The sequence below is a fragment of the Nocardia carnea genome (assembly GCF_029868855.1).
GTDB classification, from domain to species: domain Bacteria; phylum Actinomycetota; class Actinomycetes; order Mycobacteriales; family Mycobacteriaceae; genus Nocardia; species Nocardia carnea_A.
Map to the genome: position 1 here is coordinate 48,912 of NZ_JARWOV010000244.1, position 25,209 is coordinate 74,120.

28 protein-coding genes are annotated in these 25,209 nt (G+C 68.8%); 11 read left to right on the forward strand and 17 right to left on the reverse strand.

Annotation, left to right across the window (positions count from 1 at the left end; translation table 11 throughout):
• Positions 1-33 precede the first annotated feature (33 nt).
• Positions 34-996 (reverse strand): zinc-binding dehydrogenase, encoded by a 963-nt coding sequence (locus tag QH195_RS24475; protein WP_280437170.1) that lies wholly within the window; start codon positions 994-996, stop codon positions 34-36.
• A 100-nt stretch (positions 997-1,096) separates the two neighbouring features.
• Between QH195_RS24475 and QH195_RS24480 the strand changes: the two genes are divergently transcribed.
• Positions 1,097-1,723, forward strand: coding sequence for a TetR/AcrR family transcriptional regulator (locus QH195_RS24480; protein WP_280437171.1), 627 nt, complete (start codon positions 1,097-1,099; stop codon positions 1,721-1,723).
• Between the two features lie 142 nt (positions 1,724-1,865).
• Positions 1,866-2,357 carry a DinB family protein gene (locus tag QH195_RS24485; protein WP_280437172.1) on the forward strand — a complete coding sequence of 164 codons (492 nt, stop codon included), beginning with the start codon at positions 1,866-1,868 and terminating at the stop codon, positions 2,355-2,357.
• Positions 2,358-2,384: 27 nt separating this feature from the next.
• Here QH195_RS24485 and QH195_RS24490 read toward each other — a convergent pair whose 3' ends face one another.
• Positions 2,385-2,720, reverse strand: a complete 336-nt coding sequence (locus QH195_RS24490) for a DUF3140 domain-containing protein (protein WP_280437173.1) — start codon at positions 2,718-2,720, stop codon at positions 2,385-2,387.
• A 19-nt stretch (positions 2,721-2,739) separates the two neighbouring features.
• On the reverse strand, positions 2,740-3,057 hold the full coding sequence (locus tag QH195_RS24495; protein WP_280437174.1) for a DUF2795 domain-containing protein: 318 nt from the start codon (positions 3,055-3,057) through the stop codon (positions 2,740-2,742).
• 190 nt (positions 3,058-3,247) lie between these two features.
• On the opposite strand from QH195_RS24495, the gene QH195_RS24500 reads away from it, so the two are divergent.
• On the forward strand, positions 3,248-3,529 hold the full coding sequence (locus QH195_RS24500; protein WP_280437175.1) for a hypothetical protein: 282 nt from the start codon (positions 3,248-3,250) through the stop codon (positions 3,527-3,529).
• Positions 3,530-3,534: 5 nt separating this feature from the next.
• Here QH195_RS24500 and QH195_RS24505 read toward each other — a convergent pair whose 3' ends face one another.
• Both QH195_RS24505 and QH195_RS24510 read right to left on the reverse strand, forming a co-directional pair.
• Entirely contained in the window at positions 3,535-4,230 is a 696-nt protein-coding gene (locus QH195_RS24505; protein WP_432278345.1) for a dienelactone hydrolase family protein, read from the reverse strand.
• A gap of 115 nt (positions 4,231-4,345) precedes the next feature.
• Entirely contained in the window at positions 4,346-5,173 is an 828-nt protein-coding gene (locus QH195_RS24510; protein WP_280437176.1) for an SDR family oxidoreductase, read from the reverse strand.
• An 89-nt stretch (positions 5,174-5,262) separates the two neighbouring features.
• Between QH195_RS24510 and QH195_RS24515 the strand changes: the two genes are divergently transcribed.
• From QH195_RS24515 to QH195_RS24530, 4 genes are all read left to right on the forward strand, one after another.
• Positions 5,263-5,667 (forward strand): winged helix-turn-helix transcriptional regulator, encoded by a 405-nt coding sequence (locus QH195_RS24515; protein ID WP_280437177.1) that lies wholly within the window; start codon positions 5,263-5,265, stop codon positions 5,665-5,667.
• A 118-nt stretch (positions 5,668-5,785) separates the two neighbouring features.
• Positions 5,786-6,493, forward strand: coding sequence for a DUF6597 domain-containing transcriptional factor (locus QH195_RS24520; RefSeq protein ID WP_280437178.1), 708 nt, complete (start codon positions 5,786-5,788; stop codon positions 6,491-6,493).
• 11 nt (positions 6,494-6,504) lie between these two features.
• A complete protein-coding gene (locus tag QH195_RS24525; RefSeq protein WP_280437179.1) occupies positions 6,505-7,359 on the forward strand; it encodes a hypothetical protein in 855 nt (284 codons plus the stop codon).
• A gap of 32 nt (positions 7,360-7,391) precedes the next feature.
• Complete coding sequence (locus tag QH195_RS24530; RefSeq protein ID WP_280437180.1) at positions 7,392-7,568, forward strand: hypothetical protein; 177 nt, start codon at positions 7,392-7,394, stop codon at positions 7,566-7,568.
• A gap of 43 nt (positions 7,569-7,611) precedes the next feature.
• Here QH195_RS24530 and QH195_RS24535 read toward each other — a convergent pair whose 3' ends face one another.
• The 3 genes from QH195_RS24535 to QH195_RS24545 form a co-directional block, all read right to left on the reverse strand.
• On the reverse strand, positions 7,612-8,781 hold the full coding sequence (locus QH195_RS24535) for an RNA polymerase sigma factor (protein ID WP_280437236.1): 1,170 nt from the start codon (positions 8,779-8,781) through the stop codon (positions 7,612-7,614).
• Entirely contained in the window at positions 8,781-9,188 is a 408-nt protein-coding gene (locus tag QH195_RS24540; RefSeq protein WP_280421091.1) for a YciI family protein, read from the reverse strand. The genes QH195_RS24535 and QH195_RS24540 overlap by 1 nt, the downstream gene beginning before the upstream one ends.
• Positions 9,189-9,316: 128 nt before the next feature.
• A complete protein-coding gene (locus QH195_RS24545; protein ID WP_280421090.1) occupies positions 9,317-9,970 on the reverse strand; it encodes an AIM24 family protein in 654 nt (217 codons plus the stop codon).
• Positions 9,971-10,440: 470 nt separating this feature from the next.
• On the opposite strand from QH195_RS24545, the gene QH195_RS24550 reads away from it, so the two are divergent.
• Both QH195_RS24550 and QH195_RS24555 read left to right on the forward strand, forming a co-directional pair.
• Positions 10,441-11,244, forward strand: a complete 804-nt coding sequence (locus QH195_RS24550) for an SDR family oxidoreductase (RefSeq protein ID WP_280437181.1) — start codon at positions 10,441-10,443, stop codon at positions 11,242-11,244.
• Positions 11,245-11,258: 14 nt separating this feature from the next.
• Complete coding sequence (locus QH195_RS24555) at positions 11,259-12,086, forward strand: DUF72 domain-containing protein (protein WP_280437182.1); 828 nt, start codon at positions 11,259-11,261, stop codon at positions 12,084-12,086.
• Between the two features lie 21 nt (positions 12,087-12,107).
• On the opposite strand, the gene QH195_RS24560 is transcribed toward QH195_RS24555, so the two are convergent.
• Positions 12,108-12,473: a DUF4345 family protein gene (locus QH195_RS24560; protein ID WP_280437183.1), complete on the reverse strand. Its 366-nt coding sequence runs from the start codon at positions 12,471-12,473 to the stop codon at positions 12,108-12,110.
• A 286-nt stretch (positions 12,474-12,759) separates the two neighbouring features.
• Between QH195_RS24560 and QH195_RS24565 the strand changes: the two genes are divergently transcribed.
• Complete coding sequence (locus QH195_RS24565) at positions 12,760-14,715, forward strand: GMC family oxidoreductase (RefSeq protein ID WP_280437184.1); 1,956 nt, start codon at positions 12,760-12,762, stop codon at positions 14,713-14,715.
• Between the two features lie 29 nt (positions 14,716-14,744).
• On the opposite strand, the gene QH195_RS24570 is transcribed toward QH195_RS24565, so the two are convergent.
• The 7 genes from QH195_RS24570 to QH195_RS24600 form a co-directional block, all read right to left on the reverse strand.
• Positions 14,745-15,122: a DUF742 domain-containing protein gene (locus QH195_RS24570; RefSeq protein WP_280437185.1), complete on the reverse strand. Its 378-nt coding sequence runs from the start codon at positions 15,120-15,122 to the stop codon at positions 14,745-14,747.
• 2 nt (positions 15,123-15,124) lie between these two features.
• Positions 15,125-15,643, reverse strand: a complete 519-nt coding sequence (locus QH195_RS24575) for a roadblock/LC7 domain-containing protein (protein ID WP_348537357.1) — start codon at positions 15,641-15,643, stop codon at positions 15,125-15,127.
• A complete protein-coding gene (locus QH195_RS24580; RefSeq protein ID WP_280437186.1) occupies positions 15,640-17,976 on the reverse strand; it encodes a sensor histidine kinase in 2,337 nt (778 codons plus the stop codon). Before QH195_RS24580 ends, QH195_RS24575 begins: the two co-directional genes overlap by 4 nt.
• A 282-nt stretch (positions 17,977-18,258) precedes the next feature.
• A complete protein-coding gene (locus QH195_RS24585) occupies positions 18,259-18,636 on the reverse strand; it encodes a DUF742 domain-containing protein (RefSeq protein ID WP_280421083.1) in 378 nt (125 codons plus the stop codon).
• Positions 18,637-18,705: 69 nt separating this feature from the next.
• Positions 18,706-21,129, reverse strand: a complete 2,424-nt coding sequence (locus QH195_RS24590; RefSeq protein WP_280437187.1) for a sensor histidine kinase — start codon at positions 21,127-21,129, stop codon at positions 18,706-18,708.
• 186 nt (positions 21,130-21,315) lie between these two features.
• On the reverse strand, positions 21,316-22,845 hold the full coding sequence (locus tag QH195_RS24595) for a hypothetical protein (protein WP_280421081.1): 1,530 nt from the start codon (positions 22,843-22,845) through the stop codon (positions 21,316-21,318).
• 174 nt (positions 22,846-23,019) lie between these two features.
• The gene (locus tag QH195_RS24600; RefSeq protein WP_280421080.1) at positions 23,020-23,376 is read right to left on the reverse strand and encodes a hypothetical protein; all 357 of its coding nucleotides are present in this window, start codon (positions 23,374-23,376) and stop codon (positions 23,020-23,022) included.
• A 225-nt stretch (positions 23,377-23,601) separates the two neighbouring features.
• On the opposite strand from QH195_RS24600, the gene QH195_RS24605 reads away from it, so the two are divergent.
• The gene (locus QH195_RS24605) at positions 23,602-24,531 is read left to right on the forward strand and encodes an alpha/beta hydrolase (RefSeq protein ID WP_280437188.1); all 930 of its coding nucleotides are present in this window, start codon (positions 23,602-23,604) and stop codon (positions 24,529-24,531) included.
• Here the strand turns inward: QH195_RS24605 and QH195_RS24610 are convergent.
• Complete coding sequence (locus tag QH195_RS24610; RefSeq protein ID WP_280437189.1) at positions 24,520-25,119, reverse strand: TetR/AcrR family transcriptional regulator; 600 nt, start codon at positions 25,117-25,119, stop codon at positions 24,520-24,522. The genes QH195_RS24605 and QH195_RS24610 overlap by 12 nt on opposite strands.
• Between the last annotated feature and the right edge of the window lie 90 nt (positions 25,120-25,209).

Below are 25,209 nucleotides of genomic sequence, written 5' to 3' on the forward strand. Positions count from 1 at the left end.
AACACGTCGGGTCGCGACCCGGCCCGCCGGTGGTCAGGGGGTCAGCACGATCCTGCCGAATACTTCGCCGTCGTCCATCTTCCGGTGCGCCGGCGCCGCCTTGTCCAGTGGCAGTGCTTCGTGCACGATCGCGTGCAGCTCGCCGCGACCGGCGGCGGCCATCTGATCGATCTGCACGGCACGGCGGGCCGACGATGGCACGGTATCGGCGCTGAATGTCGCGAACGACAGGGACTTCAGGAACGACGCCACCATTCTCCCGCCGAAGTCCGGCGGTGGGAAACCGCCGACGGCGCCGACGGCGACCATGCGGCCGTTCGGCTCGAGCTTGTCGAGGAACGCCGGCATATCCGGGCCGGAGATGATGTCGATGATCACGTCGTAGCCGGTGGGGGCGTCCGCACCGCCTTCACCCGAACGGTCCAGGACATGGGTCGCGCCGAGTGCGCGCAGGCGGGCGCCGCGCTCCGCCGAAGATGTCGTGACCGCCACCGCGCGGGCGCCGCCCCGTGCCGCCAGCTGGACCGCCATCACTCCGATACTGCCGGCCGCGCCACGCACCAGCACGGACTCTCCTGTTGCGAAATGGGCGTGGGCAAGGCCGAAATGGGCCACCATTGCGGAACTTCCGACAGTGACCGCATCGGCGGCGGACAGGTCGGTGGGGAGCGGCAGGATGTCCGCGACCGGGGCGACCGCCTGTTCGACGTAGCCGCCGCCCCGGCCCGTGAATGCCCATACGCGCCGGCCGATCCACGACGCGTCGACGCCGGCACCGACAGCGGTCACGGTTCCGGCGACTTCGGAGCCCGGTATCCAGCCCTCCTGGAATCCGTATCCGGCGAGGGTGCCGCGGCGGATCACCGCGTCGACGCCGCCGACGCCGATCGCCTCGGTGGCGATCACCACCTGTCCCGGGCCGGGGTGGGGCGCCGGGATATCGGTGACGGTCAGCCCGTCGGGGCTGCCGAAGGACTGGATGACGACTGCCTTCACTGTCTCTCCTCGGTCTGGGTTCGGGCGGCGAGGAATGGGAACGTCTCGCTCGTTTTCGACGCTAACGGACGCCCCCGTCCGCTTAGCTAAAGTGAGAGTGATGCCCAGCCATTTGACTCACTCGCTGCGCTCCGACGCCCTCGACAACCGCGAACGCATTCTCGACGCGGCGCGCACCCTGTTCGCCACCGAAGGGTTGAACGTGCCGATGCGGGAGATCGCCCGGCTCGCGGGGGTGGGGCCCGCGACTCTCTATCGCCGTTTCCCGACCAAGGAGGTCCTGGCGACCGAGGCCTTCGCGGATCAGATGCGGACCTGTCACGCGATAGCCGACGAGGGACTGGCCGATCCGGACCCGTGGCGCGGCTTCTGCCGGGTCATCGAGCGAACGTTCGAGCTGAATGCGCACAGCCGAGGATTCACCGAGGCGTTCATATCGACGTTCCCGCACGCTGTCGACTTCGCCGCGAGCCGGGAACACGCTCTGAAATCGGTCGCCGAACTGGCGCGCCGCGCGCAGAGCACCGGGCAGCTCCGTCCCGACTTCGTCCTGGACGACCTGCTGCTGATGCTCATGGCCCACCGGGGTATCCAATCCGGCTCGCCGGCTGCCCGCGCCGCGGCTTCCCGGCGCTTCGCGGCCTTCGTCATCGAGGCGTTCCGTGCCTCCGCCGAGTCCGCACCGCTGCCACCGGTCCCGCGGTTTACTCCCGCGGCTACAGCCTGAAACCCTTTTTCGCGTTCGGGGCCGCGGGAAAACCCCCGCGACCCTGTTGCCGGAACAGCAAGTTTTCGCGCCAGGTCTTCGTGCGTCCGGAAGGCTGAGGGTGCCCCAGCCGCCGGTATCCAGGCCCGAGAAGGAGACCATCGTGCCCACTACACCCCGCCGCGTCGACGCTCCGCCGCCCAGAACGGGAAACAGCGAGGTCGAGACCCTGCGCGGTTTTCTCGACTACCTCCGGACCTCGATCGCGGCGAAGGTCGACGGTGCTCCGGAACCGCAGGTCCGGACGGCGGCCGTGCCGTCGGGCACGAACCTGCTGGGGCTGCTCGCGCACCTGACCGCTGTCGAGCGCGCGATATTCCTCGGCGAGAACATCACCGATTGGCAGGCAACATTCCGGGCATCGCCCACCGACAGCGTGGCCGAGGTAGTCGCTCGCTACCAGGAGGTGGTGGAGCGGGCGAACGAGGTTCTCGACGGATGCGCGGATCTCGGCGCATCCGTCCCGCGCTCCCGGCCCGGACATCCCGCACCCAGTATTCGCTGGGCGCTGGTCCACATGATCGAGGAGACCGGCCGCCATGCCGGCCACGCGGATATCCTCCGCGAGCTGATCGACGGCGCCACCGGACGCTGAGATCACCCGCCGGCCCGAACCGGGCGGTCACGCCGCTTTCAGCGGGTCGTGCCCGAGGCACATCAGCCGATGCCGGAACTGCGCGTCGCCGGCCACCGACTCCAGATCGTCACGGCGTTCCGCGGTGACCGTAGCCACCACGCGCCGCATGACGGCCACATCGTCGGAGGTCAGATCGGTCCGGCGTTTGCCGAGAATCGCCAGGACCCGGCGGCCGATTTCCGGCCCGGAACGATCCGGTTCCCGTTCGGCCACCGCGCTCGCCGCCTCGGTGCGCAGCCAATCGCCGAGCTCACGCGACGACATATTGACCACACGGTGGAAATCGTCCCAGAGTTCGTCGTCCACCACTGTTTCCGCCATGGTGTCCACCTCCTACGGATCAGCTCCCGCGGTTCTCGCCCAGTTCCTCGACCACCGGATTCGGCGGTACCGCGCGTTCTCGTTCGGTCACCGTCGGATGCGCGTGGTCCCGGCTCTGCGCGGCGCGTTCGGCGTCGGACCGGCCGTCGTCCAGGTTCACCGACTGCAGCACTTCCGTCAGGTTGGCGTACTCCACCGGCGGGATGGCTTTCAGAGCGCGTACCGTGTCCTCGTCCGCGCCCGCCTCCGCGGCGCAGCTCACCAGGTCGGCCTTCTCCGCAGGGAAGTCGGCCTCCGACAGCGCCCGCTGGATCCGTTCCACATCGGTTGTCACCATCACGAACCTTCCCGGGACGCAACCGCGACCCTCGTCAATCTCTCGCTTGCGGCGCGGCAGTACCCGGCTGCGGGCCTCGCAAACAGGGCCGGGCCGGCCGATAGCGGCGGTGGCAGGCGGCGGTTGCGGCTGTTCACGACGGGTGGGTGCGCACGTGTTTCCGCGGGGACACTCGGGGCATCCGGGGCGCATGGATATCGACAATTCATCCGGAAACAGCGACCGACGCCGGGTCGGTGCACAGGTCGATGCGGCCGATCTCCACCGGCTTCTCGACGCGGGGCCGAACAGCTGCCTCGTACTGTCCGAAGGCCGAATGCAGATCCACGACGTATCCCCGGACGACGGTGACAGCCTGGTCGTGGTGACGCGGGCGGACCTGATCGCTCAGGTAGGTGAAAGCCCGGCGGACAACGACCTGGTCACCCAGGCCGCTCTGCTCGACAGTGAGGTCCGGACACTCGGTGCCTGACCGGCTCAGGACGCCGGGCTCGTCGTGGGTGCGGTGCCCAGATTGTCCAGGAACCAATCGGTCGCCAGCGCAGCCACCTGTTCCAGTGCTCCGGGCTCTTCGAAGAGATGCGTGGCCCCCGGCACGATCTCCAACCGGGGGTGCACGGTCATATGCTGCTGAGCTTTCCGGTTGAGGTCGAGAACCATATCGTCGGCACCGCCGACGATCAGCAGCGTAGGTGTCCGGACCCGGGTGAGGGCGTCGCCCGCAAGATCCGGCCGCCCGCCCCGGGAGACGACGGCATGGACGGCGGCCGGGCGTTCCGCGGCGGTGCGGAGGGCGGCGGCGGCACCGGTGCTGGCGCCGAACAGGCCGACCGGGTTCTCGGCGGTCGCCGCCCGGCCGGCCAGCCAATCCACGGTGGCCGCCAGCCGCCCGGCCAACAGCGGGATATCGAAACGCAGCTCCCGCGTGCTCAGGTCGCGGTGCTCTTCCTCGGCGGTGAGCAGATCGAGCAGGACAGTGCCGAGCCCGGCCTGCTCGAGTACCGCGGCCACGTGCCGGTTCCGCGGACTGTGCCGGCCGCTGCCGGTGCCGTGCGCGAAAACGACGATTCCGGCCTCCGGGGCGGGCAGCCGGACCCGGGCGTCGAGATGGATATCGCCGACGGGTATCCGCACTTCCTCGTCGGCGAACATGGTGCCGGTGGGATCGTCCATGGTTCTGTTCCCGTCGTACGGATGGCCGGCGTACCGGCATATCGGGAACGGGTTTACCCGTCCCTCGCCCGGTAAACAGTTGCTCAGCTGCCGCCGACCACAGCGCCCCGTCCGGTCACTTGAAAGCGACCGCGTTACGTGCCGCCCACTCGGCGAAGGTGTGCGGGACCCGGCCGAGGACCCGTTCGACGTCCGGGCTGACCTGCTGTAGTGCGGGAACCGGGCTGCCGAGCATATCCAGCGTCGATTCGACCACCGGTTCGGGCATGAACTGCACCATCCGCTCCCGCGCCTGTGCGCGCGTCAGTTCGGTGAAACGCACCGGTTCACCCAGTGCCGCGCCGAGGGCGGCGGCCTGCTGCCGGGGTGAGACCGCCTCGGGGCCGGTGAGTTCGTAGGTCTTGCCGCGATGGCTGTCGTCGAGCAGGGCGGCAGCGGCCACCGCGGCGATATCGGCCGGATCGATCACGGGCAGTGCGATATCGGCGAACGGAGCCTCGATCGCGCGCTCGCGGCGCACCGATTCCGCCCACTGCAGAGCATTGGAGGCGAAGTTTCCCGGCCGCAGGATCGTCCACTCGAGGCCGGAACTCCGCACCACGTCTTCCGCATTCGAGGGATGATTACCGGTCCCGACCCCCTGCGAGGACAGCAGCACCACCCGTCGCCCGCCCGCGCTCCGGACCGTATTCACAACCGCGCCGAGATCTCCTCCGGCGCCCAGGAATTCGCCGGAGGTCAGCAGGAATACGGTGTGCGCTCCCGCGAGAGCCGGTGCGAGTTCGTCCACGCGCAGAAGGTCGGCCTGTCGATGCTCGACACCGGCCGGGATATCGGCTGCCGGCGCGGTACGCGAGACCGCGCGGACCTCCGCTCCCGCCGCGGCCAGTGCCTGCACCAGCGGTCGTCCGACATTGCCCGTCGCCCCGGTTACCACGATCATGTTCTTCTTCCTTTCGAGTTCGATGAGGCGACGCTACTATTCGAAAGACAGTAGGTACCTAGAGGAAAGTATCGGAGGTCGGCGCAATTGTGACCGAAACCACTGCGTGGCAGCCGGACGAGGACGTCGCCCCGGAGAACGCCTGCCCCGTCGCGCCCGTGGTCGACGTGGTGTTCAGTCGCTGGATCACACCGATCCTGTGGGTGCTGCACTATCGCGGGCCACAACGCTTCGTCGAACTCCAGCGGCTGATCACCACCATCACCCCGAAAGTGCTGACCGAGCGGCTCCGGCAGCTGGAGCGCGACGGATTGATCACGCGCACTTACTATCCGGAGGTCCCGCCCCGCGTCGTCTACGAGATCAGCGAGCTGGGCAGCAGCCTGGCGCCGCTGTTCGCGGCCCTGGTCGACTGGTCGGGCAACCTCGAGAAGGTCGAGCGGGCGCGACGTGCCTACGACGCCACCGCGCAGGATTCGCGGCGAAAACGCTGATTCCCGATCGCGACGAGGGAACGACGAGGGAACCAGGGAGCGGTGATCCGGTCGGGCCGGTGAGCGTGCGGCCGTCCGACGTGGCGAGGGCGTCACCCGTCCCGGATAGAGTCGGTACGTGGGCGCTTACCGCGAGTACCGGCCACCGGCCGGGTTGGAGCCGGTGGTGGCGTGTGTCTGGGAAAGCGATGTCCTCGTCGCAGGTACGCAGCGTGTCATTCCGGACGGATGTGTCGATCTGGTCTGGCTCGGCCGGCGTGTGCTGGTGGTCGGTGCCGATACCGAGCCGATGACATGGGCGGCGGCCGGCGAGCAGGCCGAGGGAGTCCGGTTGCGGCCGGGAACGGCCGGCCGTGTTCTCGGAGTCCCCGCCGACGAGGTCCGCGATCGGCAACTCCCGCTGTCCGATCTCTGGCCCACGGTGGCCGACTGGCCCGATCTCCCCGCGGCGGCGGACCCGGCGGCGCGGCTACGGCTGCTGACCGAAGCCGTGCTGCACCGCAAGGCCGAACCGGATCCGCTGGTCGGTGCCGCTGTCCGCCGATTGGTCGTTCCCCGCGTCCGGGTCTCGGCCGTGGCCGCCGATCTGGGGGTCAGCGAACGTCAGTTGAACCGGCGGGTCACCGCGGCCGTCGGGTACGGACCGAAGTTCCTGGCTCGGGTGGCCAGACTGCGCAGACTGGTCGCGGCACGCGGGGAGTCGCTGGCGGAGCGGGCGTACGCGGCGGGCTACGCCGGCCAAGCGCATATGACCGACGAGGTACGGCGTCTCACCGGCCTCACCCCTGTCCGATTCCTGGAAGACGCCACACTCACGGCTGCCTAACCTCCGGGTACATGAGCATCGACCTCGCAGCAGCCCGGCAGTACATCGAATCCAATGCCCGAGTCCTGGAACGGCACCAGCTCGCAGTGCTCCTCGACGACGGCCCCGTCGAACCCGTCCGCACCGCACTCGCCGCCTATCGCAACCCCGACGGCGGATTCGGGCACGCGCTCGAACCCGATGTGCGATGCCCGGGCAGCCAGCCCTCGGCGGCGCTGTCCGCGCTGGAAATACTCGCCGAACTGGATATGCCCCGAGACCCCATGGTCACCGGACTGGCCGACTGGATCGCCGGTATCGCCGATCCGGACGGTGGTGTGCCGACGGTTCTGCCATCGGCCACCGGCCACCCGCACGCCCCGTGGATGGAGCCGGACCCGGAGGCCGGTTTCCTCACCTACGCGCTCGCGGCCGGACTGTGGCGGCTCGGCGTGCGACATCCGTGGCTCGACAAAGCGACAGCATGGTGCTGGAACCGGATCGACGCCGTCGAGGCCCCGGCCGGCTACACCGTCAAGTTCGCGCTGCAATTCCTCGACGCCGTACCCGACCCCGCCCGCGCCGCCGCGGCCGTCGAACGGTTCCGGTCCGCGATCCGCGAGGACGGTACGGTCCCGGTCGAAGGCGGCGTCGAGAACGAGCAGATCGGCCCGCTGACGCTCTCCCCGCACCCGGGGACACCGAGCCGGGCGTTGTTCGACGAACAGGTGATAGCTGCCGACCTGGACCGGATCGAAGGCGAGCAATTGGACGACGGCGGCTGGGATTTCGACTTCCTGCATTTCACCCCCGGCCAAACTGTGGAATGGCGCGGTGTGGTGACCGTGGGCAATATCAGCACACTGCGGGAGCACGGCAGGGTGTGATCGCGGTTTCCGGCCGGCGGGCGGTGAGACCGGTGACGACCTGGCCGCGCATCGCCGCCGACGCCGACCCCGACGCGGCCGCGTCGCTACTGGTCGGAGCCTGTTTTCACGAAGCGTTCCTGTACTACTACGCGCACGGGGCAGAAGGCCCGGCCGCGGGGCCCGCCGCTGAGGCGTTCGTGGAGGCCTTGATCACGCCGCTGTCATGAGCGGAACGACCCGGCCGGTGCGGCGGACCGGGTTCGGAGACGATCAGCTCGCCTCGGGCGGAAGGTGCTGGTGGAGGGTGGCGGCGCGGAGCGTGAGGTGGTTGCGTTCGGCGAGGTTCTGCGCCTGTGCGGCGGCCTCCACGTACAGTCGCGCCGCGGTGGCGGTATCACCGGCCCTTTCGTGAAGGTATGCGGCGGAAGCGGTGTACCGGGGGAGTTCCGGGTCGAGTTCGGCGAGTGCCGCGAGACCGGCCTGTGGGCCGTCCGCCTCGCCGACCGCTACCGCGCGGTTCAGCCGGGCGATCGGGCTGGCGGTGATCCCGACCAGTTCGTCGTACCATTCGACGATCTGCACCCAGTCGGTCTCCTCCGCGGTCTGCGCGTCGGCATGCAGCGCGGCGATCGCCGCCTGTGCCTGATACTCGCCGAGCCGGTCGCGGGCCAGGGCGGCCTGCAGGATGGACACGCCCTCGGCGATCAGGTCATGCCGCCACAGTCCGCGATCCTGTTCGGCGAGCGGTACCAGGCTGCCGTCCGCGCGGATCCGGGCCGGGCGCCGGGCATGATGCAGCAGGAACAGCGCCAGCAGGCCCGCGACCTCCGGGTCGCCGGTGGTTGCGGTGAGCTGCCGGGCCAGCCGGATCGCCTCCGCGGCCAAGTCGATATCGCCGCTGTATCCCTCGTTGAACACCAGATACAGCACCCGCAGTACGGTGCGCAGATCGCCGGGAGTGTCCAGCCGGACCTCACTCACGGTGCGTTTGGCCCGGCTGATCCGCTGGGCCATGGTGGCTTCGGGTACGAGATAGGCCTGCGCGATCTGCCGGGTGGTGAGACCGCCGACGGCCCGCAGCGTCAGCGCCACGGCCGAGGCGGAGGTGAGGCTCGGATGTGCGCACAGGAAGTACAACCGCAGCGTTTCGTCCTCCGCCGCGGCCGGCCCTGCCGGCGGCTCCTCGGAAACCCGCAGCTCACGAGTGCGTCGTGCGGTTTCGGAGCGGGCCAGATCCACGAAACACCGCCACGCCGTGGTGATCAGCCAGCCCTTGGGATCGTCGGGCGGCCGCCGCGGCCACGTATCGACGGCCCGTAGCAGCGCCTCTTGCACGGCGTCCTCGGCGGTCGCGAAATCCGCCCCGCGGTGGACGAGGGCCGCCAGGACACCAGGGATCAGGTCCCGGAGGCGGCCCGCGTCCAGCGCGTCGGCGGTCATCACTCGGTGACGGTCGGCGGGGCGGTCAGGAACGGGCGCACCTCGAGCCATTCGTGGATCGGTTTCCCGCCGGCGCCGGGCGCCGCGGACAACTCGCCGGCCAGTTCCACAGCGCGGTCGTAGGAGTCGACATCGATGATCATCCAGCCCGCGATCAGGTCCTTGGTCTCGGCGAACGGCCCGTCGGTGACGGGCGGTTTGCCCTCGCCGTCGTAGCGGACCCAGGCGCCCTCCGGTGCGAGGGCCTGACCGTCGACGAACTCGCCGGAGCTCTCCAGCCGGTCCGCGAAGTCCTGCATGTACTGCATATGCGCCTCGATCTCGGCCGGTGTCCACCGGTCCATCGGCACATCGTTGACCGCCGCCGGGGCGCCGCGGTAATGCTTGAGGAGCAGGTACTTGGCCATGAGGTTCTCCCTTCGGATGTCCGACCCTGGTTGGTCGATCACACCTGGGACGGAGCCGCTACGACGTTCTCGACATCCACGCCGAAAATTTCTCGAACTTTTTTTCCGGGGGCTGTGCAGTCCTTCGATCAGGCCTCGCTCGGCTGCACGATGACGAACCCTTCACCGTCGAGACGGAGCTGGAACGCCTCGCCCGAACCGCCACGAACCATCGAACCGAAACTCTGCGAACGATTCAACGAGGTCTGCAACTGCGCGCTCCAGCCGACCACCGCATCGGTGTCGACGAAAACCGGTGCCTGCGGATGCACCGGAATGATGATCGGCGTCCCCGCGCACACCAGCCCGAGCCGCCCCTGCCCGGTGAACACACAATTGAACAGCCCACCGCCGGCCATCCCGACGCCCTGCACCATGCGGATGTCGTACTGCAGGCTCGAATCGAACACCAGAATATTGCGGCCGTTGATGGTGAGCGCGTCGCCCGGGACGAGGTCGACGAGGAAACAGTTCCGGTCGAAATGCGCGAACCACGCCTCACCCTGACCCCGCACCGACATCAGCGGCACGCCCTCGCCCGTGAGCGCGCGCTGCAGGAACTTCCCGACCCCCTGCCCTTTCTTCTCGAATTGCAGGCTCCCGCGGAACGCGACCATCGAGCCCTGCCGCGCGAGGCATTCGCCGTTCACGGCGTACTTCAGTGCTTTCGCGCTCTGCGCGGTCAGCCCGGGGGCGGTGGCGGGCTGGGCCATGTTCTCGCCGGCGAAGATCTCACTCTGCATACCGTGATCCTGCCGCAACAGCCCCCGCCATGGGTCGCAGTGGTGCGCGAACAGAGACCCGGCACGGCGTGCGGTGTTCGGGCTGCCCGGGCGGGTTCTTCCGCCCTCGGCCGCGCGAACTTCCGCGGGCGGCCCGATGCGGGCGCCGCCGGCTTTCCCGGCCGCCGCGGAACGGTGAAGTAACGAATTCGTATCGGTGATCGAAAACCTCAGGAGCGCACATATTTAGGAGTGTGGTGCGTGCTCGGCGGGTAACCGGAAGATGGTCGCCCTCCGACGACCGAGTTCGACGATCGAGAGAGACCGCTATGCCTGGCTTCCTGAAGTACGTCATCTTCCTCAATATGCTGGGCATGCTCGGCGGTATGTACACCACCTGGTGATTCCCGGACCCCGTACGCCGATCGGTTAGATTGGCGATTCCGGTGGAACCGTGCCGGGCGCCCGGGTTGTCGAGGAATAGGGGCCGTATGACGAAGACCGCGCTGGTGACGGGGGCGTCGTCGGGAATCGGGCGGGCGACTGCCGCGCTGCTGGTGGAGCGCGGCTATCGCGTGATCGGTACCAGCCGGAATCCGGATTCGATCACGGCGTCGGACCGGGTCCCCGGGGTGGAGTATCGCGCGCTCGACCTCACCGACCCGGCCGGTATCGAGCAGTTCGGGCACGAGCTGGGACCGGTGGATGTGCTGGTGAACAATGCGGGGGAGAGCCAGTCGGGCCCGATCGAGGAACTGCCGCACGACGCCGTCACCCGGATTTTCCAGTTGAACGTTTTCGGGGCGGTCCAGCTGACACAGCTGGTTCTGCCGGGCATGCGGGAGCGCGGGTACGGGCGCATCATCATGGTCGGGTCGATGCTGGCGAGTTTCCCGCTGGCCTACCGGTCCTCGTATGTGGCGACGAAAGCGGCGATCAAGGGTTTCGCGGACGCGGCGCGGTTGGAGACGGCGCCGTTCGGGGTGTGGATCAGTACCGTCGAGCCCGGGTCGATCGCGACCGGGATCGGGGAGCGGCGTACCGAGTACATTGCCGAGGATTCGGTGTACGCGGCGGATTTCCGGACGATGATCACCACACTGGACCGCAACGAACGAGCCGGGACCGGCCCTGACGAGGTGGCGCACACCATCGTGCGCGCGATCACCGCGTCGAAGCCGAAACCGTTGTACGCCAAGGGCAGCCGGGCGCCGATCGTGTTCCTGCTGCGACGCCTGCTGCCGGCGGCGGTGATCGAGAAGGTCGTTGCGCGGATGCACGGATTGAAGCGTTGACGCCAGGCCCGCGAATGCGTTTGTCCGTGGGCTGCGCCATGTGGACACATACCGCCTGGCCGGCGACGGGTGACAAACTGCGCAGCTATGCGAGCTGGTGTGATGCGGTGGAGGGCAACACCACCTTCTATGCGGTACCGGCGCGGCGCACGGTGGAGACCTGGGCCCAGCAGACCGGCCCGGACTTCCGGTTCGTGATCAAACTGCCGAAAACCGTCACCCACGAACGCCGGCTCTCGGGCGTGGACGCCGAGCTGACCGAATTCCTGCACACCATGGAACCGCTCGGGCCGCGCATGCACGCGCTGTGGGTCCAGCTGCCGGGAACGTTCGGGCCCAACGAGCTGGGGTCGCTGGCGGGGTTGCTCCGGCAGGTCCCGGCCTGGCTGCGGGTCGCGGTGGAGGTTCGGCATCCGGCGTTCTTCGCCGAGGGCGACGCCGCGAACCAGCTCGAACGAGTACTGGGGCGCACCGGAGCGGAGTGGGTCCCGTTCGATACCACCGTCCTGTTCGCGGCGCGGCCGGCGAGTTCGGCGGAGTACGAGGCGCAGTCGAAGAAACCGCGGTTGCCGCAGCGGATGCGGGCGCTCACCGACGCCCCGATCGTGCGGTATCACGGTCGCGACGATCCCGAGCCGACGGTGGCGGGCTGGCGGCCCTGGGTGGAGCAGACGGTCGAATGGTTACGGGAGGGGCGTTCGCCGACGGTCTTCCTGCACACCCCGGACAATGCGTCCTCGCGGGATCTGGCCCGCCGGTTCCACGACGAGGTCCGCGCTCATGTCCCGGAACTCGTACCGCTGCCCGACCCCGCGGAAGCCGAACCGATGACCCTGTTCTGATGGCGCGGCAGGCCGCCCGGTTCAGTTCACCGCAAGCAGCGCCGCGGCGGCGAGCACCTCGACCCAGAAGTAGAACCAGACGGGATAGAAGGCCGCCGGAGCGTCCAGCACACGCGAGACCACCCGCCCCGCCGCCATTCCGGCCAGCGCGACCGCGACCGCGATCACGACGCCCCGCCCCAGTTCACCGGTCGTCGTCGCCGACCAGATCAGTGCGGCGGCCACCGCGAGACCGAACCCGCCGTACACCGCTCGTACCTCGGACCGCCCCGACGAGGTGGTGACGGCGATACCGAAGGGCCGTACGAGCCGCGCGGGCGCGGTGAGGGCATAGAGGCCCATCCCCGTGAAAAAGAGTGCCGCTGCTGTCAGGACCACCGTTCGCATTACGCCTCCTTGCCGGCTTTCCGTCGCTCGATCATCGAGCACCGCCGGTGTAGGTGCTTCCGGAAACGTGCGGTGGCCCGGGGAGGGACCGGTCCGCGCCCGTCGTGCGGGGCTCCGGTGGGTGGGCGGAACCACGCGCTCGACGAGCCGGTACACCGTCGGCCGAGGATCATCAAGTGAACATCAGTTCTTCCCCAGAGTTCGATTATGTAGCAGGATATTGCTTTATAAGTGAGCGAATATTCACAGAGCGTGGTAGAAATCGGCTGTAGCGAAGGGAAAACCCATGCAACCGACCGATAAGCAGCGCGCCGCGCTGGAAATGATCTGCGATACGTTCCTGCCCGGGGACGGGCTCGCCCTGCCCTCGGCATCCGAACTGGGCGCTGTGGACACGGTGCTGGCACTGCTGGCGCGCAACCCCCGGCCGGCCGAGACCAAGCAGCTGGCGATGCTGTTGGACCTGTGGGACGGTCCGGTGACCGGCCTGCTCGCCGGGTGGGGACCGCGGCGGTATTCGAAACTGTCGCAGCAGGACCGGGAGAAAGCGCTGCTGCGGCTCGGTGCCTCCCGGCTCCGCGCCGTGCGAGCGGTCTTCCAAGCGCTGAAGCAGGCGTCGTTGCTGGCATACAACGTCACGCCGGGCCCGACGGGAGTCAATCCCGTGTGGAAACACCTCGGCTACGACGCGATTCCCGGACCGTCGGCGAATGCGCCGCAGCCCGCGCTGCGCCCGCAGCGCATCACCGAACCGGCGAGCCTCACCTGTGATGTCGTCATCGTCGGCTCCGGCGCCGGCGGCGGGACCGCCGCCGCGGTGCTCGCCGAAGCGGGCCTGGATGTGGTGGTCCTCGAACGCGGCGAGTACTACGACGACAAGGATTTCGGCGCCGGTGAACTCGCCGGCCAGCAGCTGCTGTATTCGCCCGGACCGCTGGCCTCCAGTGAGGGCCAGCTCGCCCTGGTCGCGGGATCCTGTCTCGGCGGCGGCACGGTGGTGAACTGGAGTACCTCGCTGCCCACGCCCGACAGCGTCCGCGACGAATGGGCGGGTATCGGCGCGAAACAGTTCGCGGAGCCGGAGTTCACCGAATCGCTGGATACGGTACTGCGGCGGCTCGGCGTGAACGAGCGGCGTTCCACCCCGCTGGCGCGGGACAACATTCTGGAGCGCGGCGCGCGTGCGCTCGGCTGGCCGGTCGACCCGCTGCCGCGCAATGTGACCGATGCCTGCGATGCCGGCGTCGAATGCGGCCGGTGCGGTAGCGGCTGCCGATTGGGAGCCAAACAGTCGGTCACGAAAACCTGGCTGGCCGATGCCGCCGCCCGCGGCGCGCGGCTGATCGTGGACGCGAATGTGCGGCGGATCTCGGTGCGCGACCCTATCGCCGAAGCGGTGACCGTCCGTACCTCGGCGGGGGTCGAGTTCGAAGTCCGCGCGCGCGCCGTGGTGGTGGCCGCGGGCGCGATCCAGACCCCCGCGCTGCTGCGCCGATCGGGCCTGGACAACAAGAACATCGGCCGCTACCTGCGGTTGCATCCGGCGGCAGCAGTTTTCGGTGTCTTCGACGAAGAAGTGCGGCCCTGGGAAGGCGGTCTGCAGACCCGGATCTGCCGGCAGCACGCCGACCTGGACGGCAACGGCTACGGCGTGATCTACGAAACCGGTCCGCTCGCACCCGGATCGTCCACCGGGTTCATGAGCTGGCAGGGCTCCGCGGATCACCGCCGCGTCATGCACGATTTCGCCCGCACCAACGCCGTCGGCATCATCACCCGCGACCGCGACTCCGGTGCGGTGAAGGTCGACCGGGACGGTGAACCCACCGTGGACTACCGGATCTCGGACTACGACGCCGCCCACCTGCACACCGGAATCGAAGGCGCGGCACGGATCCTCGAAGCCGCGGGCGCCACCCGCATCTTCTCCGGACATCAAGCAGGTGTCTCCTACGAACCGGGCGTCCACGGCTCGCTCGGCGAGTTCTCGGCCGCCGCCGAGGCCGCCGGGTACGCCCCGGGACGCTGCACGATGGGCGCCCTGCACATCATGGGGTCGGCCCGGATGGGTGGTTCGGCGGGTAACTCCGCCACCGACCCAGACGGTGCGACCTGGGAGGTGAAGAATATCGTCGTCGCCGACGCATCCTGTTTCCCGACCTCCTCCGGGGTGAACCCGATGGTGACGATCGAGGCCATTGCGCATATGAACGCCACCCGCCTCGCCGCCCGGCTGGCCTGATCGCGGGCGCGGGAGGTCCGGCCCGATGATCAGACCTCCCGCAGGCTGCGCGCGATACTGTGCAGCAGATCGATATCGCGGGCGGGATCTATCGTGGTTTCGAACGGCGGCCGGACCTCCAGCCGGCCGTCGTCGATCAGATCTCCGACGAGCACTTTCGCCATCGCCAGCGGGAGCCGCAACTGCGCCGAAATCTCCGCCACCGACTGCGCGGCCCGGCACAGGCGGACGATATCGACGTACTCGGGTTCGGTGCGTTGCGGTGCCGGCCCTGCTCCCCGGTCCACCACTCTGGTATCCAAGGTGAGCTCCCGGCGTTCGGTACGTCCCCGGCCGCGGGTCACCGCGAAGAGGCGCACGACGGGACCGTCGTCGTCCTCGTCCCAGTGGTCCTCGGGCCCGTACACGGCTAGCGTATGCCGTTCGGATAGCCACGGACGTGGGTGCCGGGCCGCTCGTGGGCGTGCATCGCCGACCGGTCTCGGTCGTGTACCGCAGGCCGGTCATAGGGGACCGGACGGCCGCGGTCACCCTGATGTGTGCGGGAATCGACGCCCAGATGAGCGCCGACCTGCTGTACGGTGCGATTCATTTCGTAGGCCACCATCCCCAGATCGGCGGAGTCGGCGGCCAGCAGCGAGAGACAGGCATTACCCCCGGCCGCGGTGACGAACAGGACCGCCCGGTCGAGTTCCACCACCGTCTGGCAGACCCCACCCGCCTTGAAATGGCTTCCCGCGCTCCGCGCCAGGCTGTGGAAGGCCGAGGCCATGGCGGCGAAGCGTTCGGCGTCGTCGCGGTCCAGTCCGGAGGAGTGCCCCATCAGCAGGCCGTCGGTGGAGAGCAGCACGGCGGAATCGGCGTCCGGTAGACCGCGGACCAATTCCTCGAGTAGCCAGCTGAGGTCGATGCGATCTGTTTCGGTCATCGTTCGCCTTCTCGTGCGGAGCGTTCTGGAGCATTGGGATCGGAGTACGGTGCGCGGCGGCCCGAACGGCTCCCGCGAGAGATCGCCGACATCCGGTTGCGGGCCTGTTCCGGGGTCCGGGGACGAACCACATCAGGGTCCGGGTTCTCCTCCCGGGCCGTGGGCTCGGCGGGCTTGCGGTAGCGGCGCGGCAGCGGCGGGCGACCGGCGCCGGCCGAGTACGGTTCCGGCTCCGCGTGCGGGTCGTGATAGTTGATCTCGGAAGTGACGGCGGGATGGAAATCCGAACCCAGCGTGCGGGAATCGTAGGGCGCCTCGTGCACCGGAGCGGTGGCGAAGGTGGTCGACGGCGAGGTGCGGAAGGTCAGGGGCGCCGCGCCGGTCAGGGCGGGTTCGATCACCGGTGCGGCCTCCAGCGGGGGCGGTCCGGCAGGTTCGGTGAGGGCGATCGGGATGAGCACGATCGCCTTTACTCCGCCGTACACGGATTCGGTCAGGCGTACCGAAATCCCGTGCCGGGCGGCCAGGGTGGCGACCACGAACAAGCCCAGGCGAGTGTCACCGGTCAACGCCGCGACACCGAAGTCCGGCGGTCCGGCCAGCGTCCGGTTCCGTTCGGCGATCTCGTCTTCGGACATGCCGAGGCCCTGATCGGTCACATCGATCGCCACACCGCGGCCGACCACGGTGGCCGATACCTCGACCCGGGAATCCGGCGGCGAGAAGGCGGTCGCGTTGTCCATCAGTTCGGCGAGCAAGTGGATGAGATCGGCCGCGGTTTTCCCGGCCACGCGCATATCCGGCACCCGACCGGTGTGGATACGTGTGTAATCCAGGCTTTCCGCGGACGCGGCCCGGATCACGTCCCACAGGGACACCGGTTTGCGCCAGCGCCGGCCGGGTTGTTCGCCGCCCAGCACGATGAGGTTCTCGGCGTGGCGGCGGGCCCGGGTGGCCAGATGATCGAGCTGGAAGAGGAGTTCGAGCTGGTCGGCGTTCTCCTCGCGGCGTTCGGCCTCATCCAGCAGCGCCAGCTGACGATGGACGGCGAGTTGGTTGCGATGCGCCATATTGAGGAATACCGCGTTGAAACCCGCCCGCGTCTTGGCCTCGGCCACCGCGGCCGATACGGCGGCCAGTTGCGCCCGGTTGAAGGCGTCGGCGACCTCGCCGAGTTCGTCGGTGCCGAAGTCCAGTTGCGCGACCTCGGCGCTGGTATCCACCTCCGCGCCGTCGTCGAGGCGGCGCATGAGGTCGGGCAGGCGCTTGTCGGCCAGGTCCAGGGTGTCGTTGCGCAGATGGCGCATCCGGGCGATGAAACGATTGGCCATCAGCAGTGCGCCGAGGAAGGTCAGCCCGGTGAGCAGCAGGACCGCGATTCCGCCGAGCAGCGATTTCGCCGCCGTATCGGCACCCTGGGCGCGGGCGGTGGCATGGGCGTCGTTGCTCTGGTCCTCCCAGAGTTTCAACAGACTCCCGACGACCTGTCCGGACGCCTGCTGCCAGGCGGCGGTGTCCATCGGCAGCGCGGCCGATTCGCCGGTGGAATCCGAGTCGTCGGCGTCGGAGCCGTCCTCCGATTCGCCGGCCGAACGCGCGCCGCCGGACATGATCGCGTCCTGCATGGCGATCACCTGCCGATAGGCCGTGGAATCGGTGATCGCCCGGAGTTGCGCCAGCCGTTCGCCTTTGAGCACCGCACCGGAATACGCCACTTCGCCGCGGAATTCGCCGACGTAGCGGTTGAACTCCACAAGCTGCGGCACGGTCAGTTCGGTCAGCGTGAGTGCGGTCGCACCCAGGGTGTCCGCCTTGGAGAGCGCTTCGGCGGCCCGCAGCGGTTCGGCGCCGTAGCCGAGCGATATCGCCACCCCGGCGTCCGGGGCGACCCGGGCGGCCAGCATGGAGGCCGCGATGATCGTATCTATCACCGCGCCGAAGAACCCGAAAGCCTCCGGCCGGGGGATTGCGCCCGCATCGATAGCGGCCCGGGTGGCGGGAACCTGACCGAACAACTGCTGATAGCCGGCGAGCTCGGCCTGGGAACCTTCGGGATTGAGCTGCTGCGCCGCGTCGCCCTTGGCGGAGATCTCGGCCAGGGCGATATCGGACTGCCCGCGCGCCGCCGCCAGTGCCGGCGCCACACTCGTATCGCCCGCGAGCAGTAGCAGGGAAAGCCGCCGTTCTTCCTCGAACGCTCGCACCATCAGAATTGCCGGACCGGTGGTGCTGCTGGCCAGTTCGGCCCAGTTCGTCGCATCCCGGCCGGACCGCACGAGGTAGGCGGCGGCGCCGATACCGATGGTGAGCAGCGCGAGACTGGTGACGAGCACGATCGCGAGCAACCGGGTCCGGATGCCGACCTGCCCGCGCGTGCGATGCGCTCCGAAACGCGTTTTCCGCGGAAACGTGCCCGCGAGAGGTAGGCGAAATCCCAACGTAGACCCACTCATTCCAGGGTGATGGGCCGCCCGGCCGCCGGTCGGCCCATCCCAGCTCTCCCGGCATCGCGATAATTTCTACTACGTTTTTCCTCGCAATGCGGTTTGTCTGTCCCAGACTCTAGCGAACCGGATGCACCCGGTCCTGCGAAAGTGGATATGCCGGTGTTCGGATCAGCCGCCGCGCAAGCTGTTCGCGATCGTCCGGAGGAGATCGAGGCCGGCGGCGTCGTCGGGGGTCGCCACCGGTGCGCGCACGATCAGCCGGCCGTCATCGATCAGATCGCCGATCAGAACCTTGGTCAGCGCGAGCGGAACACCGAGTTGAGCCGATACCTCGGCCACCGACTGCGGAGCCCGGCACAACCGGACTATTTCCGCGTACTCGGGTTCCGGTCGCCGCAGCGCCAGGCCCGACCCGGCGTCGACCACCATGGAATCCAGCGTGAGCTCCGCGCGCTCGCTTCGACCCCGGCCGCGGGTCAGCGCATAGAGACGTACGACCGGGCCGGCGTCCTCCTCGTCCCCGGGGGTGTTGTGTGGACCGCTCATGGCCGCGGCTTGCCGTTCGGTCGGGCGTCCGGCAGCCTGCTCACCAATTCCTCCAGCGGCCGGCTCCGGTCAGTGCGCGGGGGCATGGTCATCGTCGCCTTCCTGTCGAGTTCTCTCGGATTCGGCCGGCTCCGGCAGCCCGCGGCGTCCCGACCGGGTGCCGTCCTCGATGGCGGCCATCAGATTGCGTGCCTCTTCTGCGCTACGGGAACGAGGTGCCTCGGTGGCCGGCTCGTTCGCGGCGCCGGAATCGGCAGGTTCGTCGGCCTGGTCGGACTCGGCCGACTTCCGGCGCCGGCGGGGCAGCGGGGGCCGGGCGCCTGTTCCCGGCTGCTGTGCCGCGATACCGGGGGCCGGTTGCGCGGACCCGCCGGATTGCGCCGGGGCCGGGACACCCGCGGGTGCGGTGGCACCGTCCGCTCCGCTGGAATCGGTGGGCCCGGAATCCCCGGAGCCGTTCGCCGCTTTGTCCGCGGGTTCACCGTGCGGCAGGCTCCGCTCTGTGATGAGCTCGGTCGGGATCAGCACGACGGCCTTGACTCCGCCGTACACCGAATCCGACAGCCGCACCGACGCACCGTGGCGGGCCGCCAGCGTCGCCACGACGAAAAGCCCCAGCCGGGTATCGCCGGACAGCGCCGCGACCCCGAAATCCGGTGGCTGCGCCAGCAACTGGTTGTTGGCGTCGATCTCGTCGGCCGACATGCCCAGCCCCTGGTCGGAGACCTCGACCGCCACCCCGCGGCCCACAACCGCCGCCGAGACCTCCACCCGGGACTGCGGCGGGGAGAACGCGGTGGCGTTGTCCATCAGCTCCGCCAAGAGGTGGATCAGGTCGGCCGTGGCCTGTCCGGCGATCAGGACATCGGGGACGGTGCCGGTGTGGATCCGGGTGTAATCGACGGTTTCCGCCGCGGCGCCGCGGATCAGATCCCACAGCGGAATCGGATTGCGCCACACCCGGCCCGGTTGTTCACCACCCAGCACGATGAGGTTCTCGGCGTGGCGCCGGGCGCGGGTGGCCAGATGGTCCAGTTCGAAGAGGAGTTCGAGCTGGTCGGCGTTCTCCTCGCGGCGCTCCGCGCGATCGAGCAGGGCCAGTTGCTTGTGCACGGCGACCTGGTTGCGGTGGGCGATATTCAGGAAGATGGTGCGGAAACCGGCCCGGGTCCGGGATTCGGCCACGGCCGCCGATACCGCGGCGACCTGCGCCCGGTTGAATGCCTCGGCCACCTCACCGAGTTCGTCGGTACCGAAGTCCAGGCGCGCCACCTCGGCGGCCGTATCGATCTCCGCGCCGCTGTCGAGACGACGCATGAGATCGGGCAACCGGTGATCGGCCAGTTCGAGGGTGTCGTTGCGCAGCCGCCGCATACGCCCGATGAACCGGTTGGCCACGAACAATGTGCCCAGGAACGCCACCAGCGTGACCACCAGGACCACGATCCCGCCGATCAGCGACAGGCTCGCGGTATCGGTGCCCTCCTCCCGGGCGATGGCATGCGCGTCGCGGCTCTGGTCCTCCCACAGTTTCAGCAGGGCCGAGGTGAGCCGGGTGGATGCCTGCTGCCAGGACGGTGCGGTCATCGGCAGGGCGGCCGGATCCGATTGCGCCGACTCCCCGGTTTCGTCGTCGATTTCGGTCGGGAAGGGCCCGCGCAGCACCATCGCGTCCTGCATGGCGGTCACCTGCTGCCAGTCCGGTGAGGAGGTCAGCGCGTGCAGCTGGTCCAGCCGCGGCCCCCTCAGTACGGAAGCGGAATAGGCGGCCTGCGCGCGGAACTCACCGACGTACCGGTGGAATTCGAGGAATTGCCCCGGCGTCGCTGCGCCGCGGGCGAGGCTCACGATACCGAGCGTGTCCGCGCGCGACAGCGCCTCCGCGGCCCGCAGGGGTTCGACGCCGTAGCCGAGCGCGATACCCAGCCCGGCGTCGGGCGCGACCCGAGCGGCGATCAGCGACGCCCGGAAGATCGTGTCGATCACCGTGTTGAAGAATCCGAACGCTTCCGCGCTGGGTACCGCGCGGGCGTCGATGGTGGCGCGGAAACCCGGAACGCTGTTGTAGAGCGGGCGGAACGTCTCCAGTTCGGCCGCCGACCCGCCGGGGTCGAGCCGCTGGGCCGCCTCGCCTTTGGCGATCGTCGCGGCGAGCGCGGTATCGGAACGTTGCCGGGCGTCCACGAGGGCGTCGGCCGCGCCTGGATCGCCCTCCAGATACAGCATCGACAGCCGGCGTTCTTCCTCGAAGGTTTCGACCATCGAGATCACCGGCGTGGTGGTGCTACTGATGAGGTTGGCCCAGATCCGGGCCGACAGACTGTCCTTCACCAGATATCCGGCGGCCCCGATACCGATGATCAGCAGAGTGATATTGGTGATCAGCAGGATCGACAGCAGCCGGGTGCGGATACCGACCCGGCCGCGTGTGACGCCCCTGCCGGAGCGGAGTGCCCGATCCCACGAGTCGGACAGATGCCGCCGAACAGCCACGATAGATCAACCCGTTCCAGGGCATGCGCAGACGACACCATGGTGATCGGCGCATATCACCCTAATGTTCCCGGCATTGCCGTTGTCCGACAATGCATCAGCTTCGGTCCAAACCATAGCGAAGCATGACACCGAGTCCGAGACGAGTCTCACCAAGCGGCCGTTAGGGTATCGGGGTGACCCCGGCTACAGGCCACTCGTCCGTTTCGTGCCCGGTCCGCCCGGGCCACGGAAACACAGCACCTGATCGCCGTAGCCGGCCAGCGGCCGCGCCTCGGCAGCTTGGCGGATACCGCTGGCGGGCAGCTCGGTGAGCTTCGCGAACATGGTCGCGTTCCCGAAGGCCGAACGGATCTGCGTCTCCGAGGCGTAATCGGCGCCGTAGTCGGCGAGCTTGCCGAAATCCAACGGCGCCAACGGTGTATCCAGCGCCACCGGCTCAGCGGGCCGCCCGAGTGCGGCGTACTGCGTGGCCGCGCCCTGCTCGTACCAGCACAGCTCGTAGGCCAGGCTCTCGGTGCTGGTCACGCTCACCACCGGCCACTGCCGCGAAAGACAGCGGGCCAGCGGGTTCTTCGCGACCGGCGTGAGCTCCCATTTCAGGCTCTGCACCGCGACCCAGCTCCCCGACCGGCGCTCGATCAGCACGATATCCTCACCGAGTTCCGGTGTCGCGTTCATCTGCGGGTCCCGGGTGCCCCAATGCGCCTTGTCCACGCCGTAGGCGGTGTTGATATCCACCGGCTCCGCGCCCGCCTCGGTATAGGCCGCGATAATCGCCGCCCGCACCTGCTCGACCGCGTCCGGTGCCGAACACAGCACACCGAGCGCACCGAAGGACGAACCGATCTCCACCGGTTTGGCCGGTTGATCCGGCATCGCACCGGCCACCAGCGGTTTCAACCCGACCAGCGCCAGATTCCAGTTGATCTCCTCGATCGTCGCCAGATCACCGGCGCTCTGGTAGAGGATCTGCTGCTGGGTCAGATAGCCGGCGCGCTCCAAGGTGCGGCATTCGAGTTTGCGCAGCGCGGACTGGGTTTTGCTGGTGAAACCGATCTCCTCGATTTTCAACCCCCGCAACTGCGCGGCCATCGCCGGGGTGGTGAGCGCGGTATAGCGTTCGCGGTACATGGCCACGGCCTGTTTCCGCTGCCGGCCCACCATCAGGGTCCGCAGCAGCGTGTTCAGGGTGGCCAGGTATTTCCGGGACTGGTCCGGATCGGCCGCGAACAAACCGGCGCGGATCCGTACGGCCTCGTCGGTTGCCACGACGGCCGCGCCCGGATCCAGCCGGCACAGCCATACACCGCATTTCGACAGACTGTCCGCGCAGGCGCCCGCCGCGTTCGGATGATCGTGCGCCACCTGCGTATAGGCGTTGCAGGCGTCGCGGATGGTCGCGGTGGCCAATTCCCGGTGCCCGATCGCCCGGGCCGCCTGCTCCAGCAGTCGCAGGGTGTCCTGGACCTCGTTGGCGAACTGCGCGGTGACCCGGCCGGCGGTGAACCAGCGCAACCGGATCATCACCGCTTCCTGCGCGGGTTCCAGCGCCCCGGCCACCCGGTTCCGCACCGAACCATCGGTTTTGGTGGCCAGATACGCGGCGGCGAGTTCGGACAGGCTGGTGGCCAGCTGTAATTCGGTTTCCGGTGTGCGGTCCCGGGCCGCGATCCGGTCGGTGGCCACCCGGCCCTCGATGGCGATCAGATCCATCGCGATCTCAATTCCCGCATCACCTTCCACGCACGGTCCCTGCCGACCCCATCGAGTCGCGTGGCCGTCATCCGAGCATTCCCGGAAAGTCTGCCACAGGTACGGCTCGATCAGCAGGCCTACCGGCAGGCTTCCCTGCACCGGATGGCCCGGCAGTGGATCCGGTGCGCCCGGTCAGCCGGCGGGCACGGTGGTGGCGCCGATACCGAGATAGAAGAGCATGATCAGAAACAGGAACCAGCCGGCGCCCTGCCAGATCGGCCAGGTGCCGCCGCGCCGCCATACCCGGATCGTCTCCACGAACGCTCCGATACCACCCAGGAACAGCAGCACACCGGGCCCGAACAAGACCGCCACCTGCGTCGGCGTATCGCAGAGCAGCGAATCGGCATCCCGGCACTGCGCCGCGGCCGACCAGATCGCCGTCCCGGCGCAGACGAGTGCCGCGACGGCCAGGACGGTCAGTGTGTAGCGCACGGCCCGGCGGAAGTTCCCGTCGTCGGACCAGCGTTTCTCTACATCGTCGGTCATCACCCCAGCCCTCCTGCCCCTCTCCACCGGACCGGTCTCGTCGCCCGCGGTATTGCCCGGATCCAGTGCGGCAAACGTCGCCCGGGAACCGCGGCGGGGCTTTCCGGGTAGAAACAGAAAGCTGAGCAGCTCCGCGACAGGTAATCGTTTTCGCAGTTCAGCAGGCATTCTTCCGCTTACCGAAAGCGAGTTGCCGGGTCGGCCCGGTTCCCTGAGGCTGAAGCTGTGAACACACCAGCGCACCGCGCGTACGCCGAGTTCCTTCCCGAGCCCTACCGGTCTGATTCCGTCGCCGATCCGGTATCCGAATGGTGGGAGTGGCGGGGGCGGCGCGTCCATCTGCTGCGCGCGGCGGTACCCCAGGCTCCGGTGCGGGTCCTGGCGATCCACGGCGCGGGCGGGCACTCGGGTCTGCTGTGGCCGCTGGCCGCGCTGGGCTCGCGGGAAGGAGTCGATGCCACGGCCGTCGACCTGCCGCTGTACGGGCGGACGATCGAACCGGACCCCGGCGGGGTGCGTTACGGCGATTGGATCGATCTACTGTGCGATCTGGTGCACCGCCTGACCGCGGCCGACGACCGCCCATTGGTGCTGTTCGGCGCGAGTATGGGCGGGATGCTGGCCTACGAGGTCGCCGCCCGCACCGGGGCGGTAACGCACGTCGTCGCGACCTGCCTGCTGGACCCCGCGGATCCGGCGGCCTCCGCCTGCCTGACCAGATGGAACCTGCCCGGCCGGTCGGGCCCGCGGCTGCTGCGGTTGCTCGACCCGGTATGCGGACGGCTGCGCGTGCCGATCCACTGGATCACGCATATGGACAAGATGAGCCTCGATCCGGACCTGTCGCGGTTGTGCGCGACCGATCCGCTGGGCGGCGGTACCCGGATCCCACTCGGCTTCCTCAGCAGTTTCGCCGGCTACCGGCACACACCTCCGGAGGACTTCACCGCCGCCCCGATCACTCTGGTCCACCCCGCCGCGGACGAGTGGACGCCGCCGGAGCTGAGTATCCGCTTTCTCGAACGTGTTCCCGGCCACCGCGAAATCGTGCTACTCGACAACTGCGGGCATTTTCCGGTCGAAGAACCCGGGCTGACGCAGCTGGTCACGGCCCTGCGCGCGGTCCTCGCCGAAGCGGCCGGGTCAGGGCGCTGATACCGGCGGTGCCAGCCGCTCCGCAATGGCCGACAGGTCCTCGACTGTCATCGGATGGCGCGGATGGACGCGGTGCACCTGCGCATCGATCGTGTGCACCAGGATGCGGGCGGTGAGCTCAGGGTCGGGGCCACCGCGACGGCAGCGATCGAGGTGGTACGCGAGTTCGTGCACGAGGTGATCCTCGAGGGCGTGCATCGCCGCCAGCTCGCCCGCCTCCCGTAGCGCCATGCGGTGCATCAGGGCGTGCAATCCGGGACGGTCGCGGTGGAGGTCGACGACCACGTCCAGCACCGCGCGCAGCGTCGTATCGAACGGTGGCTCGGCGGCGCGTAATTCGTCGAAGACGGTGCCGAGGCGCGCGGCGGCCTCGGTGACGTGCCGCCGGGCCAGCGCGTGCAGGATGGCCTGTTTGTCCGGGAAGTACTGGTACAGCGTGCCTATCGACGTGCCGGCCCGCTCGGCGATGTGGTTGGTGGTGGTGGCCAGACCATAGCGCCCGAAGAGCTGTGCCGCCGCTTCCAACAGGGTATCGACGGTGAAACGCGACCGGCCCTGCCGAGGCGATCGCCGTAGTCCGTGGCTCATGGGCGCTCGGGAGTCGCGGACAGGGTGAAGGCTCGTCGGCCGACCGGCATGGGCATCTGTGGTCTCCGGTGTCGGGCATCGGGTTCGTCG

Bases quoted from the DNA above. Each gene is read 5' to 3' on its own strand.
- QH195_RS24525 (WP_280437179.1), top strand. From the start codon at position 6,505: ATGAGCATCGACCTCGCAGCAGCCCGGCAGTACATCGAATCCAATGCC.
- QH195_RS24510 (WP_280437176.1), bottom strand. From the start codon at position 5,173: ATGATCGTGGTAACCGGGGCGACGGGCAATGTCGGACGACCGCTGGTG.
- QH195_RS24585 (WP_280421083.1), bottom strand. From the start codon at position 18,636: ATGAGCGGTCCACACAACACCCCCGGGGACGAGGAGGACGCCGGCCCG.
- QH195_RS24535 (WP_280437236.1), bottom strand. From the start codon at position 8,781: ATGACCGCCGACGCGCTGGACGCGGGCCGCCTCCGGGACCTGATCCCT.
- QH195_RS24575 (WP_348537357.1), bottom strand. From the start codon at position 15,643: ATGACCGAAACAGATCGCATCGACCTCAGCTGGCTACTCGAGGAATTG.
- QH195_RS24610 (WP_280437189.1), bottom strand. From the start codon at position 25,119: ATGAGCCACGGACTACGGCGATCGCCTCGGCAGGGCCGGTCGCGTTTC.
- QH195_RS24540 (WP_280421091.1), bottom strand. From the start codon at position 9,188: ATGGCCAAGTACCTGCTCCTCAAGCATTACCGCGGCGCCCCGGCGGCG.
- QH195_RS24505 (WP_432278345.1), bottom strand. From the start codon at position 4,230: ATGGACGATCCCACCGGCACCATGTTCGCCGACGAGGAAGTGCGGATA.
- QH195_RS24490 (WP_280437173.1), bottom strand. From the start codon at position 2,720: ATGGCGGAAACAGTGGTGGACGACGAACTCTGGGACGATTTCCACCGT.
- QH195_RS24595 (WP_280421081.1), bottom strand. From the start codon at position 22,845: ATGGATCTGATCGCCATCGAGGGCCGGGTGGCCACCGACCGGATCGCG.
- QH195_RS24495 (WP_280437174.1), bottom strand. From the start codon at position 3,057: ATGGTGACAACCGATGTGGAACGGATCCAGCGGGCGCTGTCGGAGGCC.
- QH195_RS24560 (WP_280437183.1), bottom strand. From the start codon at position 12,473: ATGCGAACGGTGGTCCTGACAGCAGCGGCACTCTTTTTCACGGGGATG.
- QH195_RS24500 (WP_280437175.1), top strand. From the start codon at position 3,248: ATGGATATCGACAATTCATCCGGAAACAGCGACCGACGCCGGGTCGGT.
- QH195_RS24550 (WP_280437181.1), top strand. From the start codon at position 10,441: ATGACGAAGACCGCGCTGGTGACGGGGGCGTCGTCGGGAATCGGGCGG.
- QH195_RS24480 (WP_280437171.1), top strand. From the start codon at position 1,097: ATGCCCAGCCATTTGACTCACTCGCTGCGCTCCGACGCCCTCGACAAC.
- QH195_RS24555 (WP_280437182.1), top strand. From the start codon at position 11,259: ATGCGTTTGTCCGTGGGCTGCGCCATGTGGACACATACCGCCTGGCCG.
- QH195_RS24545 (WP_280421090.1), bottom strand. From the start codon at position 9,970: ATGCAGAGTGAGATCTTCGCCGGCGAGAACATGGCCCAGCCCGCCACC.
- QH195_RS24565 (WP_280437184.1), top strand. From the start codon at position 12,760: ATGCAACCGACCGATAAGCAGCGCGCCGCGCTGGAAATGATCTGCGAT.
- QH195_RS24600 (WP_280421080.1), bottom strand. From the start codon at position 23,376: ATGACCGACGATGTAGAGAAACGCTGGTCCGACGACGGGAACTTCCGC.